Here is a 19,174-nt window from a genome sequence, read left to right as displayed (position 1 = left end):
GCCCGCCATGAATGAGGCGACCTTCACCTTTCGCGTGGATCAGGAACTCAAGGGCCGCTTCGCCCGCGCGGCCAAGGCGCAGGATCGCACCGGCGCGCAATTGTTGCGCGATTTCATGCGCGATGTCGTACTGCGCGAGGAACAGGCCGAAAGCCATGACGCCTGGTTCCGTCGTCAGGTCGACGCCGGACGCGCATCCGCGCAGGCAGGCTACCTGATCGCCGGCGATGAAGTCGAGACGCATTTCGCCGCACGACGTGCCGCCACGCTGCGGACATCAGACGGCGAGCGATGAGGCTGCGCTGGACGGCCGATGCCGTCAGGGATCGTGACGCCATTTACGACTATGTCGAAGCGCGCAGCCCGCGCGCGGCGATCAGGCTCGACACGATCTTTTCGCAAAAAGCAGCCGACCTGTCCCGGCTCCCTGCCATGGGCCGGCCTGGCCGGGTGCCGGGAACGCGCGAACTAATCGCGCATCGCAACTATATTCTGGTCTATGACCTGACCGATACGGACGTGCGCATCCTGCGCCTGCTTCATGCCGCGCGCCTGTGGCCGCCACAAGAGCGGCGCTGACTCGAGGAATCAGCTCGCCGCAAACCGCCCGATCCGATAGGGTTCCATCGGAATGTCCGTGCCGCCTTTCGCGATGATCTCCGCCATCGTTTCGCCCACGCCCGGCCCGATCTGGAACCCCGACCCGGAAAAGCCGAAGGCGTAATAGAGGCCGCTGGTCGTCGCGCTCGGCCCCATCACCGGCTGGCTGTCGGGCAGATAGCCTTCGATGCCGGACCAGACGCGGATGATGTTGAGTTTACCCAGCGACGGCGCGAGCCGACGGATCTGCTGCAACTGGCTCAGCGTATTCTGCGGTTCGACATAGGCGCGATACTGGACGGGGAAGGACGGGCCGCGGGTGCTGCCCCCCAGCACGATATTGCCGCGTGCGACCTGACGGAAATAGACCGTTTCTTCCTCGATCGGCGTCATCACCCCGACCGCGGGCAGGATCGCATAAGGCACAGGCTCGGTCACGCTCATATTCGGCCCGCGCGGCACGATCGGCACCGGCTCTCCGAACTGCGACGACAGCGCATTGCCCCACGCGCCCGCCGTCACCAGCAGGATCGGCGCCCGGAATGTCCGTCCGTCCGCAGCCGTGACGATGAAATCCTCGCCTATTTTCTGCGCATCCACGATCTTCGTATTCTCGTGGATCACCGCGCCCAGCTTCCGCGCAGCGCGGGCGAAGGCAGGGGCGGCGAGCCGGGGATTGGCATGGCCGTCGGTCGGCGAATAGGAGCCGGCCAGAACATCCGGCCCGAAAAAGGGGAATTTGTCGCGCAGCGCGTTGCCGCTCAGCAATTCCAGGTCCAGCCCTTCCTCGCGCGCCTGCGCCGCATAGTCCTCCATCGCCCCCACCAGTTCGGGCCGTTCGCGATAGCAGACGCGAATATGCCCGGACTGGAGATATTCGACGTCCGCGCCTAGCAATTCGCGCGACTGGCGCCAGATGGCGATGGCGCGATTGGCCAGCGGCAACTGGTGAATCCCGCGTCCCTGCCGCCGGACATTGCCGAAATTGGTGCCGCTCGCCTGTCGCCCGATCAGGTCGGTTTCCAGCAAGGTGACCGAGATGCCATGCCCCCGCAGGAATAGCGCGGCGGACGATCCCATCAACCCGCCGCCCACGATGATGACGTCGCTGGCGGCGCTCATTGTCCGTCTCCGATCGCGATAGGCAGCGGCTTGACCGGCGCCTGCCCGCGCAGGCGGCCGACCTGTTCCACCGGCACGCCGGCTTCGGCTGCGATCAGTTCGGCGGCAGCCAGCCCGCAATAGCGTCCCTGGCACCGCCCCATGCCGACCCGGCTGAACGCCTTGGCGCGATTGGCTTCCTGCGCGCCCGTTTCGCGCATCACCGCCCGCAGGTCGCCCGCCGTCACGCCCTCGCAGCGGCACAATATGGCGTCGTCGGGCAGGGCTGGGGCCTGTCGGGCGGGCCATGGAAAGGCCTTCGCCAGCCCGCGCGCGAACCTGGCATATTGGCCAACCTCGCTGCGCAGCGAGGTCATCTCGCCCTTGTCGATCGGCAAGCCAAGATTGCCCAGCGCCGCGAGCGCCGCCAGCCGCCCGCTCGCCTCGGCCGATCGCGCGCCCAATATCTTCGCGCCGTCGCCGGCCAGATAGACGCCCGCCACGCTCGAACGCCCGTCGCCGTCGCGCTCCGGCAACCATTGGCGCGTGCCGGGGTCGAAGGCGAAGGCGCAGCGCGCCAGATCGGCCAGTTGCGTCTCAGGCCGCAGATGATGGCCCATCGCCACCGCATCGCAGGCGATCGTTTCTTCACGGCCTGATCCGGCAAAAAAGCGCACACCGCCGACGCCGCTTTCGGCATCGCCCATGATCTCGACCGGCGTCACGCCATGCTGCACCATTACGCCCGCGCGCTTCAGCGTCCGCGTCAGCGCCACCCCGTTCCACAGGACGGAGGGCATCGACAGCAAATCCGGCAGCGCCTTCAACCGCGCGCTGAACGGCGACGTATCCAGCACCGCCGCGACATCCGCACCGGCCTCCACATATTGGCTCGCGACCAGATAAAGCAAAGGCCCCGATCCCATGAACACGACCTTATGCCCGATCGACACCGCCTGGCTCTTGAGCGCCACCTGCGACCCGCCGAGACTATAGGCCCCCGCATAATGCCAGCCCTTGACCGGCATCAGCCGATCGGTCGCGCCGGTGCACAGCAGCAGCGCGTCGAACGGAATAGCCTCCTGAACCGTCGCACTCGCCGTCCAGACATGATCCTTGGCGATATTCCAAACCAGCGTTTCGGGCCGATAGTCGATCGCCGCTTTTAGTCCGTCGAACGTCTCATGCAAGGCCCGCGCCCGCCCGGCTTCCGTGCCGTAGAGTTTGGCATAGGGCCGGGTAAAATTGTCCGGCTGGCGGCGATAGATCTGCCCGCCGTCGCGCCGCCCTTCGTCGATCACGATGGGACGGATGCCGGCCTGCACGCAGGCCTGCGCCGCGCGCGTGCCAGACGGGCCTGCGCCGACGATGATTATGCGTTGTTCGGCCATGACGCCCCCGGCTGGCTGGTGACGATGCTCTGGCCCGATGCGGCCAGGGTGGAGCAGGCGCGCAGGCGATCGCCGCTTGTCGTCCATACCCAACAATCCTGGCATGCCCCCATCAGGCAGAATCCCGCCCGCTTCTCCGGTCCGAACTCGCTCTGGCGCAGCGTGCCGCCGGCGTTCAGCAGCGCGACCATCAGCGTGTCACCCTCCATCGCCTCTACGGCGCGGCCGTCGACATACAGGGTCACGGGTGGGCGGTCGGTTTCACCCAGTCGAACGAACCGGCTCATGACGCGATCAAGCTTTCATCTCCATGATGGCATAATATGCGGCTGACCCCGGCCGATCCCTTGTCCAGCGGATGGCGCGGTGGCGGGGTGATGTTGCACAGGCCGTCCACGCGCGCGGCGCAGCGCGGCAGGAAACGGCAGAGGTCGGGATGGTCGCCCGCCGCGCCGATCGGCGGGGGCGCAGCCCCGGCATGGCTTTCCTCCAGCCAGCCCGCGCGCATTTCCGGCACCGATCCGATCAGCAGGTCGGTATAGGGATGGAAGGGGGCGGTGGCGAAGGCCGCACGCGGTCCCGTCTCGACCATCGTCCCCGAATAGAGGACCAGTATGTCGTCGCAAATCGCCCGCACCGTCGAAATATCGTGGCTGATGAACATCGTCGCGATCCCCAGTTCGCGGCGCAGCTCCGCCATCAGCTCCAGGATCGCCGCGCCAACGACGGTATCCAGCGCCGACGTCACCTCGTCGCACAGGATGATCTGCGGGTCGGCGGCCAAGGCCCGCGCCAGATTGACGCGCTGTTTCTGCCCGCCCGACAGGCCGCCGATATTGCGGTCGATCAGGCTGGCCGGCAGGCGGATGAGGTCCAGCAGTTCCAGCACCCGCAGATGCGCGGCATTGCCCTTCAACCCGGCATAGAAGGCCAGCGGCCGCGCCAATATCTGTCCCACGCTATGCGCGGGATTGAGCGCGGTGTCGGCATTCTGGAACACCAGTTGGACACGGCGAAACTGCTCGCGGCTGCGCCCGTCCAGCCCCGGCGGCAACGGCTCGCCATCCAGCAGCACCTGCCCGCTCGCCGGGGGCAGCAGCCCGGCGATGACGCGGGCTATGGTCGACTTGCCCGATCCGCTTTCGCCGATCACGCCCAATGTGCCGCCGCGCTCGATCGTCAGGTTGATGTCGCGCAGCACGGGCACGCGCGGCAATCCATCCTTGCCGATCCTGCCATAGCCGGCCGTCACATTGCGGATTTCCAGCAAAGGCGCAGTGGCGGGCAGGGCGACCTTGACCGGCGTCGGCCGGATTGCCGGGCGCGCTGCGGCCATCAGCGTGCGGGTGTAGTCGTCGGCTGGCGCGTGCAGGATCTGCGCCGCCGCGCCCGCCTCGCGGATGCGACCCTGGCTCAACACCACGATCTGGTCGGCCATCTGCGCCACCACGGCCAGGTCGTGCGACACATAGATGGCGGTTGCCCCACGCTCCAGCACCACCGCCTTGAACGCGCGCAGCACCTCGATCTGCGTCGTCACGTCCAGCGCCGTGGTCGGCTCGTCCAATATCACCAGTTCGGGATCGGTGATCAGCGCCATCGCCGCCATCAGCCGCTGCAACTGCCCGCCCGACAACTGGTGCGGATAGCGCGTGCCGATCGCGTCGGGGAAGGGCAGGGCGAGCGCGCGGAACAGATCGACCGCCTTCGCCTCCGCCGTGGCGCGCGGCATCAGTCCATGGATCATCGCCGGTTCGATCACCTGATCCATGATCGTGCGCGACGGGTTGAACGCCGACGCGGCGCTCTGCGCGATATAGGCGATGCGATTGCCGCGCAGCTCTGCCAGCGCGCTGCGGTCCAGCGTCGTGATCTCCGCGTCACCTACGCGGATGCTGCCGCCCGCGATGGTCGCGCCCGGCCGGGCATGGCCCAGCAGCGTCAGCGCGATCGTCGTCTTGCCCGACCCGCTCTCGCCGATCAGCGCCAGCACCTCGCCGGGTTGCAACGCGAAATCGATGCCGCTGACGATCGGAAAGCTCTCGCCCGCCGCATTGCGCGCGGTCACGGTCAGGCCTTTGACCTCGACATGGGGCTTTTCCATCATCGGCCTTTCCCCCGTCCCGGCAGCGCATCGATCAGCAGGTTCACCCCTACCGTCAGCGTCGCAATTGCCACCGCCGGCGCCAAAATCGCCAGCGCCCCTTCGCCCAGCCCGGAAATATTCTCCCGCACCAGCGAGCCCAGATCCGCGTCGGGCGGCTGGACGCCCAGCCCCAGGAAGGACAGGCCCGACAACAGCAGCACGATGAACACGAAGCGCAGTCCGAAATCGGCGAGCAGCGGATGGATCATGTTGGGCAGGATTTCGGCGATGGCGATATGGAACCGCCCCTCGCCACGCGCCCGCGCGACCTGCACATAGTCCATCTGCGCCAGATTGACCGCCAGCGCGCGGGCGATGCGATAATTGCCCGGCACGTAGGTGATCGCGGCGATCAGCAGCAGCAGCGGCAGCGACGACCCGAAGGCTGCGACCAGCACCAGCGAGAAGATTTTGGACGGAATGGAGATCAACATGTCCATGAAGCGCGACAGCGGCTCGTCCACCTTCGCGCCGCCGACGGCCGCGGTCAGCGCCAGCGCCGTACCGGTCGCGCTCGCCAGCATGGCCGCGGCCGCCGCCAGACCGACCGTATAGCGTGCACCTGACAACAACCGGCTCAGCACATCGCGGCCCAGATAGTCGCTGCCCAGCCAATGCGCGGCGGATTGCCCGTCGAACACGTCATAGGCCACGAACGCGCCGACCGGATAGGGCGCCAGCATCGGCCCGAACAGCGCTACAGCCAACCAGAAGAGGACCAGCGTCAGGCCGACCTTGCCCGACAGCGGCAGGGCTTTCGCCCGTTTGAAAGCGGAAGCGATCATTGTGCGCGCAGCCTGGGGTTGGCGAGGATCGCGGTCACGTCCGCGATCAGCATCAGGAGGAGATAGGCCGCGCAAAAGATCATGGCGCAGGCCTGGAGCAGCGGCATGTCGCGGCTGGTGACGGCATTGACCATCAGGCTGGCGAGGCCGGGATAGTTGAAGATCGTCTCCACGATCACCGCCCCGCCCAGCAGGTAGGACAGGCTCAATGCCATGGCGTTGACGATCGGCGCGATCGCATTGGGCATGATATGCTTCAGCACCACCTGCACCGGCGCGACGCCCTTCAGCACCGCCATCTCGACATAGGGTCGGTCCATCTGGTCGATCACCGCCGCCCGTGTCATCCGCGCCATTTGCGCGATGACGACGACGCTCAATGTCAGGATCGGCATGGCGACCCCGCGCAGATAGTCGCCCCATCCCATCTCTTCGGAAGCCAGCGCGATGGAGGGCAGCCAGCGCAGCTTCACGGAGAAGATCAGCACCGCGATCGTCGCCACCAGAAATTCCGGCACCGCCACCATGGACAAGGTGGCGATATTGAGCGCCCGGTCGATCCTCCCCCCCCGGTTCATCGCCGATCCGATGCCGATCGTCAGCGCCACCGGCACGGCCACCAGCGCCGTCAGCGCGGCCAGCAACAGGCTGTTGGGCAGGCGGTCGCTGATGACTTCGGACACAGGCATGTTGGCGACCATCGACTGGCCCGGATCGCCGCTCACCATCCCGCCCAGCCAGTCGGCGTAGCGGACATAGGCCGGGCGATCGAGACCCATTTCATGGCGCAGCGCCGCGACCTGCTCCGCCGTGGCGCTCTGCCCCAATGCTTCCTGCGCGGCGTCTCCGGGCAGCAGTTGCGCGATGACGAAGATCGTCACCGACACCAGAAGCAGCGTCAGCAGTGAAGAGGCGAACCGCTTGGCGATCAATGTCAGCGCGGCCTTCATGCCGCTCTGGGAGGATGCGCCCGCCATCAGCCTTCCCACCATATATGTTCTGCGAATTGATAGCCCATCAGGCCCCCTAGCGAGACGGGATACATCCCCTTCAACCGCCGGTCGTAACCATCGATCAGGCTGATGAAGACCGGGATGCCGACGCCGCAATGATCGTGGACCAGCCCCTGCATCTCGCCATAAAGCTGCTTGCGCCGCGCTTGGTCGGCTTCGCCCCGCGCCTCCAGCAACAGCCGGTCGAAGCGCGGATTCTGCCATCCGCTCTCGTTCCAGGCGGCATCGGATTTATAGAAGAGGCTGAACAGCAGGTCGGCGGTCGGACGTGGGTTGGTGTTGCCGAACCCCAGCGGATGCTTCATCCAGTGGGTAGACCAATAGCCGTCCGCCGGCACCCGGTTGACCGCCAGCTTCAACCCCACCCGCGACCCATATTCCTGCAATATCGACGCCATATCGACCGATCCGTCCGCGGCGGGCGAGGCATAGACGGGCAGGCGCACGCCGGTCAGGCCCGCGCGCTGCAAATGCCATTTCGCCTTGTCCAGGTCGAGCGACCGCTGCGGCAGGTCGGCGCGATAATAGGGGTGGAAGGGCGGGATCGGCTGATCGTTGGCGATCGTCGCATAGCCGCGATAGAGCGCCCGTTTGATCAGCGGCCGGTCGATCAGATATTTCATCGCCGCGACGAAATGCGGATTGCCGGTCGGCAACTGCCGCTGCTGCATGATGAGGTTGGTGTAGAGGCCCGACTGCGTTTCCAGCAGCGCATGGCCACGCGACGCCATGATCCGCTTGGTCGACCGCGGGTTGACCGCGATCACCAGATGGACGTCACCCGACAGCAACGCATTGACCCGGCTGACCTCGTCGGGAATGCCGATCAGTTCGATCTCCTCCAGATAGGGTTTGCCTGGCTTCCAATAGTTAGGATTGCGCCGCGCCAGCGTCCGCACGCCGGGCCGGAACTGCGCGCACAGATAGGGTCCGGTGCCGTTGGCGGTGCGGAAATCGCGTGTTCCGGCCCGCAGGATCAGGAAATGGGACTGCGCCAATATGGTCGGCAAATCCGCATTGGGCCCGGTCAGCCGGATGGTCAGCTCATGCCGCCCGGTCGCCTTGACCTGCGCGAATTGCTCGGCGATCTGCGCCATCTTGGAGCCCACCGCCGCATCCTTGTGCCGCAGCAGCGACCAGACGACATCGGCGGCGGTCAGGTCCGCGCCATCATGGAAGGTCACGCCCTTGCGCAACCGCACATGCCAGTCGGTCTGATCCGTGCTTTCCATCCGTTCGGCCAGCGCCGGACGTGCGATCAATTGCCGGTCCAGCACGGTCAGCCCGCTATAGAACATATAATGGCGCACATAGTCGGTCGACAGCGCGCCCTTGGCCGGGTCCAGCGTGTCGGCGGTCGAGCTGGACAGGCTGGCGACACGGATGCGCCCGCCCACTCGCGGCCTGCTCGCCGCCAGCGCGCCGTCGGGCAGCAGCAGCCCGGCGCCGATGCCAAGGCCCGCGCCGATCAAGTCTCGCCGGGAAAAGGGCGACATCGCGTCCATCAATGGATCATATCCTGCCATTTGTACCACAGGCCCACCAGCGGCAGGAACCAGGGCTTGCCGAAATGGCCGGGCACGCTCGGCCAGTCGAGGCCGGCCCAGGGATTGGCGGCCGGCTCGCCGCCCATCACCCGCGCCATCTGCTGCCCCATATAGGTCGCCATCTGCACGCCATGGCCGCTATAGCCCATCGCATAATAAAGCCCGTCCGTCTCGCCCGCGCGGGGCAGGCGGTCGGCGGTCAGGTCGACCATTCCGCCCCATATATGGTCGATGCCCACGCCCTTGAGCGCCGGGAACATCTCCCCCATCGCCTGCTCCAGGATCAGTCCGCTCTTCGCGTCCGATCGCGGGTCGCTGATCGCAAAGCGCGCACGCCCGCCGAAGATCAGGCGGTTGTCGGGCGCCAGCCGAAAATAATTGCCGATATTCTTGCTGGTCACATAGTTGCGTCGTCCCGGCAGCAGCCGGCCGATCAGCGCGTCGTCCAGCGGCTGCGTCGCGATGATGAAGCTGCCGACCGACACGATCCGCCGACGGAAAAAACCAAAGGGGCCAACAGCCGGCGCGCCACCGGTAGCGACCAGCAATTGTTTCGCCGTTACCGTCCCGCGCGACGACGTCACGCGCCATCCCTGCGGCACGCGCTGAAAATCGGTAACGTCGGCTTGCTCGTAAATCCGCGCCCCGGCCCGCGCCGCCGCCTCGGCCAGCCCGACCCCGAACCGGCCGGGATGGACCTGCGCGCTGGTCGTCTGGATCAGCGCGCCGTGGAAAGAATCCGATCCCACTTCGTCACGGATGCGGTCGGGCGGCACCAGCCGGACATTCTCGTCCACTTCGGCGGTCAGCAGGTCATGCGCACGGACCAGCTTGTCATAATGAGCCGGCTTGGCCGCCAGCTTCACCCGGCCGCAGCGGTTGAAGTTGCAATCGATGCCCTCTTCGCGCGCCAGCCGCTCGACCGTATCGACGGCGTCGCAATGGGCGCGATAATAGGCTTTGGCGACATCCTTGCCGAAACGGGCGGAGAGCGCGCCATAGTCGTGAGCCGTGCCATTATTGCACTGGCCTCCGTTGCGACCCGAAGCCTCCCCGACGACGCGCCCCTTTTCCAACAGCACGACGCTGCCCCCCCCCTTCGTCAGCGCCAGCGCCGCCGACAGGCCGGTAAAGCCACCGCCGATGATGGCGACGTCCGCCATGCCTTCGACCGCGCCCTCCGCCCCGCCGGTGAAGGCGGGGGCGCTGGCGAGCCAGTAGGAGAGGGGAGAGGCGCCCATCCGGGGTTTACAGGCCGACGACCGCGGGTAGGCAGCCGATATGGGGGATTTCGACGTCGCGATAGAAGGGGTTGGACGGCTCATGGCCGCGACCCACGAACACGCGGCATCCGAAATGCAGGTCGGTGGCCGTGTTCTGGTCATACCGGAAACTGGAGGAGACGTGCATCATATCCTCCGGGTTCGCGCCGAGCTGATCGAACATATATTCGAACGCCTGCATCCGAGGCTTGTACGCCTGCGCCATCTGCGCGGTATAGACCGCATGGAAAGGCGCGCCGAGCATGGCGACATTATGATGGATCTGCTCGTTCATTGCGTTGGACAGGATGACGAGCGGAATCTTGTCGCCGATCTTGGACAGGCCGCCGGCGACATCGTCATGCGGACCCCAGGTCGGAACGGCGGCATAGACCGCGTCGGCATCGGCCTCATTATAGGCCACGCCCCATTTCTGGCAGGTGCGGCGCAGCGAATTGCGGATGATCTCCTGATAGGGTTGCCAATCGCCCATCACCTGGTCGAAGCGATAGGCGCTCCAGTCCTTGCAGAAGGCGGGCAGTTTTTCCGCATCGATGCGATCGGCCATGAAGGCGGTCGCCATCTCGGTCATGCGGAAACGGGTCAGCGTGCCATAGCAGTCGAAGCTGATATATTTGGGCCGGAAATTGGGCATCGGCGGAGCGTCCTTTGCGGGTTCTACGATTGGCCCTCGGGGCCGTGTGACAACAGCATTACGACATGGCAGGGCCGGAACATGCACCCGATTGGCTCGGGTCGGGGGGCAGATTCCGGCCTTTTATGGCATGGCATTCGGCATCATTTGCCGTGCCGCTTTCGTGCGTGCGAATATGGCCGGATGATAGCTGAAAAGCCCTGCGGCAGACAGTTGCGCGGCATGGAATGTCGCACCTTCAATAGCCTCGGTCGCGCGTGACTTCGCCGTCCATCGGCTGGCCGGCAGCAAAGCGTCGGATATTGGCGATCAGCGCGCGCGCCGCCCCATCCGGGCGGGTCATGCTCGCGACATGGGGCGTCAGCAGGATGCGCGGATGCGTCCAGAAAGCATGGTCGGCCGGCAGTGGCTCCGGCTCGGTCACATCCAGCACCGCGCCCGAAAGATGCCCGTCATCCAGCAACGACAGCAGATCATGCTCCACCAGATGTCCGCCGCGTCCGACATTGATGAGCGCCGCACCGCGGGGCAGTTTCGACAGATGATCCCGGCACAAAATGCCGCGCGTCTCGTCGGTCAGTGGCAACAGGCAGAGGAGGATGTCGCAGCCCGCCAGAAAGCGCGGCAAAGCCTCTTCGCCCGCATGGCAACGCACACCCGCGATCGCATGGGCCGACCGGCTCCATCCCGACAGGGCAAAACCGAACGGCTGCAACGCCTGCAACACCGCCTGGCCCAGATTGCCCAGCCCCATCACGCCGATCCGCCGCTCGCCCGCGGGCACCAGCTTGATCGGCGCCCAGCGCGCGTCCTTCTGCGCCTCGCGATAATCGATCAGGTTCCGGTGCAGCGCCAGCACCGCCATCGTCGCATATTCGACCATGCCGGCCGCGATCCCCGGCTCGATCATGCGCACCACGCGGACATGAGGCGGCAGCGCGCGCATGTCGAACTGGTCGATCCCGGCGCCGATCGAAAAGAGGACGTCCAGTTTAGGCAGGCTGGCGATCAGTTCGGCCGAGGGCGCCCAGGCGGCGAGGTAGCGGATCGTGGCGGGATCATGCGGCTGGGTCGGATCGACGAAGCCGATGTCCGGCGCGTCCTCCGCGAAAATCGCGCGCCAGATGCGGCCGCGCGCGGGATCGGAGGTGTAGAGCAGGGTCATGGCATGGCCTTTCGGACGGGACGGCGGCGCTGGGCGGCAGCCTGCCACCAGAGGATCGGGCCGGAAAGGGCGAGCGCCGCCAGCGTCAGCGCGACAATCAGCAAGATGGCGGGACCGGCCGGGCCGATCACATCGCCGCTATGGATCGGCAGCACCGTCATCCACAGCGCCCCATTTTGCTCGGCGCGCGTCGCGCCGACGATATGCGGCCGGGACAGGGTGACGATGGCGCGATGCACCGCGCGCGCATTGCGTTCGGGCGCGTGGAAATTGACGATCAGCCGGTCGCGCTCGATCCGCAGGTCGCGCAGCGCGCTGTCGGGAAAGGCGCTCTGCGCCAGCGACAGGCTGCGGTCGACCGCGGCCGCGGGGGCGACGACCGATACTGGCGCGGCGCTCCCATCGGCCAGTTCGGGCAGGATCAGCAGCAGGCCGGTTCCGGCGAGCATGACCAGGAAAGCGGCGGCGACCACGCCGACCGTGCGATGCGCCTGCCGCAGCACCAGCCGCGGGGCCAGCGACCAGCGGATCGTCAGCGCCTTGGCGATGTTGCGCTTGGGCCACCAGAAAGCGAGGCCGCTCGCCGCCATGGTCAGCAGCGCCAGCGCGTTGAGCGCGACCATCGCCATGCCGGCCTTGCCCGCCATCAGCCGATAATGGATCTGCAGCGCGGCCTCAACCGGAAAGGCTGACATACCGCCCGCGTGCAGCACTGCGCCACCGGCCGGATCGATCGAGGCATAGCCGGTGCGCCCCTGGTCATCCGCCAGTTGCGCGAACCAGGTCGCACCGTCTCTGTCGGGTGCGAACAGGCGGACGACATGCCGGCCCGGCATGGTCCGGTTCGCCTGCGCCACCGCTTCGCCGGCGGAGATGGCGGGACCGATCGCCCGGCTGGTCATGCCTGTCGGATCGATCGCCCGCGCCGCCGGTCCGCGATAGAGCAGCAGCGCGCCGGTCAGCGCCTGCACCAGCAGGAATGCGGCGATGGTCAGGCCCAGAATGCGATGGATGCGAAGCCATGTCGGCCGGGTCATGCGAGCGCCTCATGCGGCAGGAAAAGAAAAGGCCGCCGACGTCCCGGAGCTTGGAGGGAGGAACGCCGGCGGCCGATCGGGACAGGGCGGCGTCCCGAATGTCAAAAGTCAGAAGTCAAAGCTCGCCCGCACCGTGAACTGACGCGGCGTGCCCGGCTGTATCCACAAGGCCGCATAGGAGCTGGCATAATATTTCTTGTTGAAGACATTGTTCACATCGGCGGACAGCTTGATCTGGTCGGTGATGTTGAACGACCCCAGCACCTTGGCGATGGTATAGCTCGGCAGGAAGAATGTGGTCGCGGTTTCGCCCAGGCGACGGCCGACATGGGTCACGCCCGCACCCAGCATCGCCTCATGATCGCCGATCGAGAAATTCTTGAACAACAAGGCATTGCCCTGATGCTTGGGAATGTTGATCAGTGGGTCGCCCTTGCGGATCGGCGCAGCGAAATTGGGGTCGAGCGCGTTGGTCGCCCAGCCCGCATCGGTATAGGCATAGGTTAGGAAGAGTTCGAAACCGGCCGGCAGCTTGGCGTTCATGTCGAACTCCACGCCCTTGCTCTCGGCCGCGCCGACCGGCTTGGAAAAGCCTGCATTGACCGGGTCTGTGGTCAGCACATTGTCCTTCTTCATCTTGTAGAGCGACAGGGTGCTGGTGATCCGGCCGTCGGGCGTCACGAACTTGGCGCCGATCTCATAGGATTTGCTGGTTTCCGGCGCGAACGGCTGACCGTCGAAGCCTACGCCGCTATTGGGGCGGAAGCCCTTGCCGTAGCTGGCATAGAGCGAGACGCTCGGGGTCGGTTCGAACACCAGGCCAGCCATCGGGCTGAACTTGGTGTAGGAGGCGCGCGGGTTGGTGCCGTTCAGGCGCAGGTCGATGTCCTGGCTGAAATCGTCATAACGGCCGCCAAACCGGATTTTGAACTGCTCGGTGATCTCGATCTGGTCCTGGGCATAGATGCCCCAGGCCTTTTGAATCTCGGTGGCGTTCTGGATGACGGTCGTGGGCGTGGGTGCCACGATATCGTAATTGGGTTCGAAGATATCGATCGCATAGGACTGGTCCGCCGCGCTCGGGCGATAGCGGGTCTGGAAGGTCTTGATCTTGAACTTGTCCCAGTCCGCGCCGATGCGGATATTGTGGACGATCGATCCGGTCTCCAGCTTGCCGCTGATTTCGCCGCGGAACACCATATGGGTGGTGCTGTAATCGCGGTATCGACGCTGGCGTGACAGGGTGCGGCCATCAGCATAGAGGCGCTGGCGGCCTGCAATCGGATTATTCAGATTATAGACGAGTTCTGGATCGCTGGAAAAACCCTTGAATGTCGTGTCCTTGTAACCCGCGCCCAGCATCAGCGTCCAGTCGTCGCTGAAATCATGCTGATATTGCGCCTGATGGCCCAGCACCTCGACCTTGGTCGGGCCGTCATTGGGGTTGCCCAGGAAGCGGCTGTTGGGAATCGCGCCCAGCTTGTAGCTGATCGTTTTGTCGGCATTGATCGTCGGGATCGCGACCACGCCGCGTTCGAACGGCACTTCCTGGTTCACATATTCCAGTTCGTAGGTGAAGATGTCCTTCTCGGACAGCTTCGCCAGGAAGGACGGGGTCAGCGTATATTTCTGCGTCTCGACCGTGTCGCGGAAGCTCTCCGCCTGTTCGGACGATCCATTGATGCGCACCGCGACGCTGTCGCTCAGCGGCAGATTATAGTCGGCCTCGACCCGGTAGGTTTCAAAGCTGCCGCCCGCAATGGCGAAGTGGCCGCCTTCCTCGAAGGTCGGCTTCTTGGTCACGATGTTGATCGTGCCGCCCGGCTCGCCGCGCCCGAACAGCGCCGAATTCGGCCCTTTGAGCACCTCGATCCGCTCGACGTTCGACGCATCGCGCGGGCCGCCATAGCCGCGGCCGCCGTTGAAGCCGTTGACCAGGAAGCCGCTGGGGAAATTCTCGTCGCCGGCAAAGCCGCGGATCGCGAAACTGTCCCAAAGGCCGCCGAAATTATTCTGCTTCGACACGCCGCTCGCCAGTTCCAGCGCGGTGTCGAGCCGGGTGATGTTGAGGTCGTCCAGCAGCTTGCCTTCCAGGAACTGGACGGCCTGCGGGATTTCCTTGACCGGCGTGTCGCCGAAATATTGGCGTTTCAGGCCGGTGACGACGATTTCGCCGTCCGCGGATGGGGCGGCGGGTTCCTGGGCCTGTGCGGCGGATGAAAGTGCGATGGCGGCGGTGCTGGCGACGAAGGCCAGACGAAGGGCCGATGATGTGCGCATGATGCTATCCCCTTATGAAGTCGCTGTTCCCGAATGTCCTGCGAAACGGGGACCGGCTGGTCTTCTTCTTGTTTCCCGCGCGGATGTTTGCATCCTGTCGTCGGGGCCGGCCCACGGGGTGTTTTCGACCACCTCTTCTTGGGACAAGGCTAGGTTGAGTTACGGATATATTACGTCAAACTTGGCGCATGGGACGGCGCAAAATTGTGAATCGCGGGGCGCTACGGCATGAAAATGCTGCGTTCGATTGCTGCGTTCGATCATGCAAAAACCCCCGGAAAAGGCCGCTTCCCGGAGAAAGCGGCCATATGGTCTGAAGGCTGTGGCCTTCAGAGATATTTGAGCCACCAGATGTCCTTGCGGCGCTGCTTCAATTGCGCGAACCAGCGGGTGGGGAAGTAGAGGACCGGGATCAGGATGAAGACCCAGATCCACACCCAGCGCAGATGGTCGACCCCGAAAACCGTGCCCTTGGTCGGGCCGTAAAGGACCAGCGCCACATTGTAGATGATCTTGAGCACATAGAGGTGCAGCACATAATAGAACATCGGCGCGCCGCCCAGCAGGGCCAGCTTCGGCATCAGCGCACTGCCCTCATATCGTTCGAACAGCGCGAGCAGCAAACATCCCGTGCCGATCGTCGGCATGAGGAACAGCAGCGACGGCGGATATTTGGTGAGCGCCAGGAAGCTCATCATCGTGCGCAGCGGCGTTTGCGCGACGAACCAGGGCTTGTCGCCATAGATGTTGAGATAGCGGATCAGGACGAAACCGACGATCAGGCCAAAGCCCAGCATCGCCAGCCGTCGGATGCGCGGCTGCGGGTCGGTGCCGCGCGCGAACCAGGGACCGCAGGCGTAACCCAGCAGGATCACGCCGATCCAGGGCAGGATCGGGTAGGTGGTCTTGAAGACAGTGCCAGCGATCTCGAACTTTTCCCGCTGGTGCAGGATAGCCCAGGGAATGAAGAAGGGCGACTGCGCCGTCAGCCGGATCGGATCGAGCAGATTGTGCAGGCACACGATCGCCAGGCCGACCGCGAACTGCGCCGGGCGGGGCAGGTGCAGCAGCGCGGCCAACGCGACCATGCTGATCCCGATCGCCCAGATCACCTGCAGCCAGATCGCCGTCGGCGGAAAGGCGGGCGCCTGCGTCGGCCAGGCATAGCCGACCACGGTAAACTCCAGCACGATCAGGAACAGCCCGCGTTTCAGCAGGAATGCCGACACTTCGGCCTTGCTGTGCGACTGGCCATAGAGCCAGGCGGACAGGCCCGTCAGCGCAACGAAGGTCGGCGCGCAGAAGGTCGACAGGAATCGGGTGAAGAACAGGCCCGGATCGGTCGTGTTGGCGTCCACCGGATCGGTGACCTGCAAATGCAGGAACCATGTCTCGCGGACATGGTCGACCAGCATGAACAGCATGACGAGCCCGCGCAGCGCGTCGATGGCGATCAGGCGCGTGCGCGCCTTTGCGGCGGCCACCGGCGACGTCGCGCCGGGGCTCAGGCCTGTCAGGGGCGGCTGCGCCGCAATGCTGTTCATCTGTCTATCCCTTCCCTGCCTCTTCACTCGCCCTTGGGCAGGAAGAGATCCTTGTAGAAACCGACCGTCTTGACGGTCACGGTGACGGGCGTTTCGCCCTTGTTGCGGAAATACCAGCCATGGGTGCCGTCGAACGGCGCGGTGAAGTCGCCCTGGCCGCCGGTCATGTCCAGTTCCTTCCAGTAATCGGTGAACGCCCCGTCGGTGGCGCCGGCCTTCTCGCCATGCATTTCCGCCTTCACCGGGCCGCCGGTCGATGCCCATGTGAAGATGAAACTGTCGCCCTTGGTCATATGCGCCTTCACTTCCTGGCCGCTATGCGGCGCCAGGGTGATCGTCATTTCATCCTGCCGCCAGGCCGCCGGCTTGGCGATGGTCGCCTTGGTCGGGATCGCGACGTCGGTCGGCGCGGCGGCGTCCGGGACGGGGGCGGAGTCGGCCGCTTCGCCGGCCACCATGCCATTGAGGCCGATGGCGCTGCCGACGCCCGTCGGATCGATGCCATATTCGGCGGGCAGCACGAACAGGGTGACGATGGCGATCGCTGCCAGCGCGGCCCCGCCGGTCGCCTTGGCGAGGGTGGCGGGCGAGGGGCTGATGCGGGGTGGGAGGGCGGATGCGCTTTGCATGGTCATGTCAGGCACCTTGGGTGAAATAGCCGGCCAGTTGATAGCCGATGAGGACGAAGCCGGCGGTCATCAGCGCGGCGTTGGCGAGGATGGCGCTGCGGTTGAAGCTGGGCGACAGGCGCCACAGGTTCATCAGCAGCAGGATGATCGTCAGCGCCATGAACTGCCCCAGCTCGACCCCGACATTGAAGCTTATGAGATTATATATCATTCCATCTTTCGCCAGTGTCAACTCCTGCAACTTGGTCGCCAGGCCGAAACCGTGGAAGAAGCCGAAGATCAGCACCGCCGCCTTGGGATTGGGCGACACGCCGAACCAGGTCTTGAACCCGTCCAGATTGTCGATCGCCTTGTAGACCACGGACAGGCCGATGATCGCGTCGATCAGGAAGGGGTTGGCGCGGATGTCGAGCAGCACGCCCAGCAGCAGCGTCGTGCTATGCCCGATCGCGAACAGCGTCACATAGGCGCCGACATCCTTCATCCGGTAGAGGAAGAAGATGACGCCCGCCAGGAACAGCAGATGGTCGTATCCGGTGACCATATGCTTGGCGCCCAGATACATATAGGGGATAATGTTGATCCCCGACGCGCCTTCGATGAAGGCCTTGTCATTCTCGTTGACGCCATGCGCCCAGAGCGATGCGCTCATGCAGGCGAGGGCCAGTCCCAGGAGCAGCAGCGCAACCCGCCGCACGCCTGGAGAGAAAAGCGGGGGGCGGGTTGCGCTATGCATGGCCTTATTTCGCCTGGAAGGTGGCGAAGCTCTTGGCCCCGCTCTTGTCGACCAGCGCGACCACCAGCTTGGCGCCCTTGGCGGCCTTGAAGCCCCCTGCGCTCAGCTTGTTGCCGCCGGCGGGCTTGAGCGCCGCCTCGGTCTTGGTGCCTGCGGCCGTCTGGGTGAGCTTGGCGGTGAAGCTGGCGGCCGCCAGCGGTTCATCCTCTTCGCTCAGATAGACATCGACGCCCTTGGGGCCGGCGACCAGCTCGATCATCGTCTCGCCGGTCATCTGGACCATGCCGCCATGCTGCGGTTTCATGCTGCCATGGGCGTGCAGCATCGCCGGGGCGGCGATCAGGGCGAAGGCGGCCAGACTGACGCCAAGGAACCCGGTGCGGAACATATCGGTCTTCATGGATAATCTCCTGAAAAATGCGGCTTATTCGGGCAGATGCGGCAGGACGAAGGACAGGGAGGCGCGATATTCCTCATGGTCCACCTTCTTGTCGCTCGTCTGGCCGACATAGATTGCCATCAGCACATTGATGCCCTGGTTGCGCAGCCTGATCGTCGCGGTGCCGTCCGCGCCGGTCTTGGCGGGCGCGGCCTCGTCGGGATCGTTGACATAATCCTGCATCACGGTCGCACCCGCGATCGGCTTGCCCTTATAGTAGACGCGCACCTTCATCGGTTCTCCCATCTTCTGGGGGATGGCGAGGTCGGCGGGAACGATCTGGAGCATGTGCCCCTCGAACAGCGGCACCGGCTTGGTCGGCACCTGGGTCAGATGGACGGCATATTTGAAATTATGCTCGGCCAGCGTCGCCGTCGGCACTTCGTCGCGGCCCTTGTTGTGCCACTCGCCGTCGGGCGTCTTGCTCCAATAGCCATAGTCCATGACTGCGGCGACGGCCGCGACCGGTTCGTCGCTGTCGACGACCGGGATGGCGCCGGCTTCGCGCAGGCGAGTGGCGACCGGCGCCCAGTCGCTGTCATAGCCGGTGACGGTCTTGACCAGCGGCAGCCGCTTGACCGCGTCCAGATCGTCCGCGCCCACGCCGTAGATCAGCGCTAGTTGGCGCGCGCGCTGCGCGAACCAGATGCCATGGGCGCTGGCGGGAATGGCCATGGCGGCGAGAGTGACGGTGCCGACGGCGGCAACGGCGAGGCGAGAAAAAGCCAAGTGCGAACTCCTCGATCAGGGGGTGGTCCCTTGGGATCGAGGCTATGATGACCACACGATGGAATGTTCCGAATATGTCGAATGACTAGGTGGAAAATGTCAAAAAGAGAGGGCC

Annotated in this window: 19 protein-coding genes; 2 read left to right on the top strand and 17 right to left on the bottom strand. The window is 65.1% G+C overall.

What is annotated here, in order from left to right:
• Positions 1-7 precede the first annotated feature (7 nt).
• Positions 8-295 (top strand): CopG family ribbon-helix-helix protein, encoded by a 288-nt coding sequence (locus ABT375_RS22030; protein WP_261937031.1) that lies wholly within the window; start codon positions 8-10, stop codon positions 293-295.
• Entirely contained in the window at positions 292-579 is a 288-nt protein-coding gene (locus ABT375_RS22025) for a type II toxin-antitoxin system RelE/ParE family toxin (RefSeq protein WP_224550886.1), read from the top strand. The genes ABT375_RS22030 and ABT375_RS22025 overlap by 4 nt, the downstream gene beginning before the upstream one ends.
• 9 nt (positions 580-588) lie before the next feature.
• Here the strand turns inward: ABT375_RS22025 and ABT375_RS22020 are convergent, their stop codons facing one another.
• The 17 genes from ABT375_RS22020 to ABT375_RS21940 all read right to left on the bottom strand — a co-directional run bounded on the left by ABT375_RS22020 (position 589) and on the right by ABT375_RS21940 (position 19,005).
• Entirely contained in the window at positions 589-1,722 is a 1,134-nt protein-coding gene (locus ABT375_RS22020; RefSeq protein ID WP_416465307.1) for an NAD(P)/FAD-dependent oxidoreductase, read from the bottom strand.
• Positions 1,719-3,092 carry an FAD-dependent oxidoreductase gene (locus ABT375_RS22015; protein WP_416465306.1) on the bottom strand — a complete coding sequence of 458 codons (1,374 nt, stop codon included), beginning with the start codon at positions 3,090-3,092 and terminating at the stop codon, positions 1,719-1,721. Before ABT375_RS22015 ends, ABT375_RS22020 begins: the two co-directional genes overlap by 4 nt.
• A complete protein-coding gene (locus ABT375_RS22010) occupies positions 3,074-3,379 on the bottom strand; it encodes a (2Fe-2S)-binding protein (protein ID WP_416465304.1) in 306 nt (101 codons plus the stop codon). The genes ABT375_RS22015 and ABT375_RS22010 overlap by 19 nt, the downstream gene beginning before the upstream one ends.
• Positions 3,376-5,199 (bottom strand): ABC transporter ATP-binding protein, encoded by a 1,824-nt coding sequence (locus ABT375_RS22005; protein WP_416465302.1) that lies wholly within the window; start codon positions 5,197-5,199, stop codon positions 3,376-3,378. The genes ABT375_RS22010 and ABT375_RS22005 overlap by 4 nt, the downstream gene beginning before the upstream one ends.
• The gene (locus ABT375_RS22000) at positions 5,196-6,023 is read right to left on the bottom strand and encodes an ABC transporter permease (protein WP_224550881.1); all 828 of its coding nucleotides are present in this window, start codon (positions 6,021-6,023) and stop codon (positions 5,196-5,198) included. Before ABT375_RS22000 ends, ABT375_RS22005 begins: the two co-directional genes overlap by 4 nt.
• Positions 6,020-6,973: an ABC transporter permease gene (locus ABT375_RS21995; RefSeq protein ID WP_416465906.1), complete on the bottom strand. Its 954-nt coding sequence runs from the start codon at positions 6,971-6,973 to the stop codon at positions 6,020-6,022. Before ABT375_RS21995 ends, ABT375_RS22000 begins: the two co-directional genes overlap by 4 nt.
• Before the next feature lie 26 nt (positions 6,974-6,999).
• Complete coding sequence (locus ABT375_RS21990; protein WP_416465300.1) at positions 7,000-8,541, bottom strand: ABC transporter substrate-binding protein; 1,542 nt, start codon at positions 8,539-8,541, stop codon at positions 7,000-7,002.
• Entirely contained in the window at positions 8,541-9,824 is a 1,284-nt protein-coding gene (locus tag ABT375_RS21985; protein WP_416465298.1) for an NAD(P)/FAD-dependent oxidoreductase, read from the bottom strand. Before ABT375_RS21985 ends, ABT375_RS21990 begins: the two co-directional genes overlap by 1 nt.
• Positions 9,825-9,831: 7 nt before the next feature.
• The gene (locus tag ABT375_RS21980) at positions 9,832-10,500 is read right to left on the bottom strand and encodes a haloacid dehalogenase type II (protein ID WP_224550877.1); all 669 of its coding nucleotides are present in this window, start codon (positions 10,498-10,500) and stop codon (positions 9,832-9,834) included.
• Between the two features lie 238 nt (positions 10,501-10,738).
• Complete coding sequence (locus ABT375_RS21975) at positions 10,739-11,665, bottom strand: 2-hydroxyacid dehydrogenase (RefSeq protein ID WP_416465296.1); 927 nt, start codon at positions 11,663-11,665, stop codon at positions 10,739-10,741.
• The gene (locus ABT375_RS21970; RefSeq protein ID WP_416465294.1) at positions 11,662-12,702 is read right to left on the bottom strand and encodes a PepSY-associated TM helix domain-containing protein; all 1,041 of its coding nucleotides are present in this window, start codon (positions 12,700-12,702) and stop codon (positions 11,662-11,664) included. Before ABT375_RS21970 ends, ABT375_RS21975 begins: the two co-directional genes overlap by 4 nt.
• Positions 12,703-12,810: 108 nt before the next feature.
• The gene (locus tag ABT375_RS21965; protein WP_416465292.1) at positions 12,811-14,982 is read right to left on the bottom strand and encodes a TonB-dependent siderophore receptor; all 2,172 of its coding nucleotides are present in this window, start codon (positions 14,980-14,982) and stop codon (positions 12,811-12,813) included.
• 329 nt (positions 14,983-15,311) lie between these two features.
• The gene (locus tag ABT375_RS21960) at positions 15,312-16,526 is read right to left on the bottom strand and encodes a DUF1624 domain-containing protein (protein WP_261937020.1); all 1,215 of its coding nucleotides are present in this window, start codon (positions 16,524-16,526) and stop codon (positions 15,312-15,314) included.
• A gap of 23 nt (positions 16,527-16,549) precedes the next feature.
• Complete coding sequence (locus ABT375_RS21955; protein ID WP_224550872.1) at positions 16,550-17,161, bottom strand: hypothetical protein; 612 nt, start codon at positions 17,159-17,161, stop codon at positions 16,550-16,552.
• A gap of 1 nt (position 17,162) precedes the next feature.
• Positions 17,163-17,891: a HupE/UreJ family protein gene (locus ABT375_RS21950; RefSeq protein ID WP_416465289.1), complete on the bottom strand. Its 729-nt coding sequence runs from the start codon at positions 17,889-17,891 to the stop codon at positions 17,163-17,165.
• A gap of 4 nt (positions 17,892-17,895) precedes the next feature.
• Entirely contained in the window at positions 17,896-18,291 is a 396-nt protein-coding gene (locus tag ABT375_RS21945) for a hypothetical protein (protein ID WP_224550870.1), read from the bottom strand.
• A 24-nt stretch (positions 18,292-18,315) separates the two neighbouring features.
• Positions 18,316-19,005: a DUF4198 domain-containing protein gene (locus ABT375_RS21940; protein WP_416465904.1), complete on the bottom strand. Its 690-nt coding sequence runs from the start codon at positions 19,003-19,005 to the stop codon at positions 18,316-18,318.
• Positions 19,006-19,174 lie beyond the last annotated feature (169 nt).

The sequence above is a fragment of the Sphingomonas sp. VDB2 genome, assembly GCF_047946695.1.
GTDB classification, from domain to species: domain Bacteria; phylum Pseudomonadota; class Alphaproteobacteria; order Sphingomonadales; family Sphingomonadaceae; genus Sphingobium; species Sphingobium bisphenolicum.
This window is presented reverse-complemented; position numbering and strand designations above follow the sequence as displayed.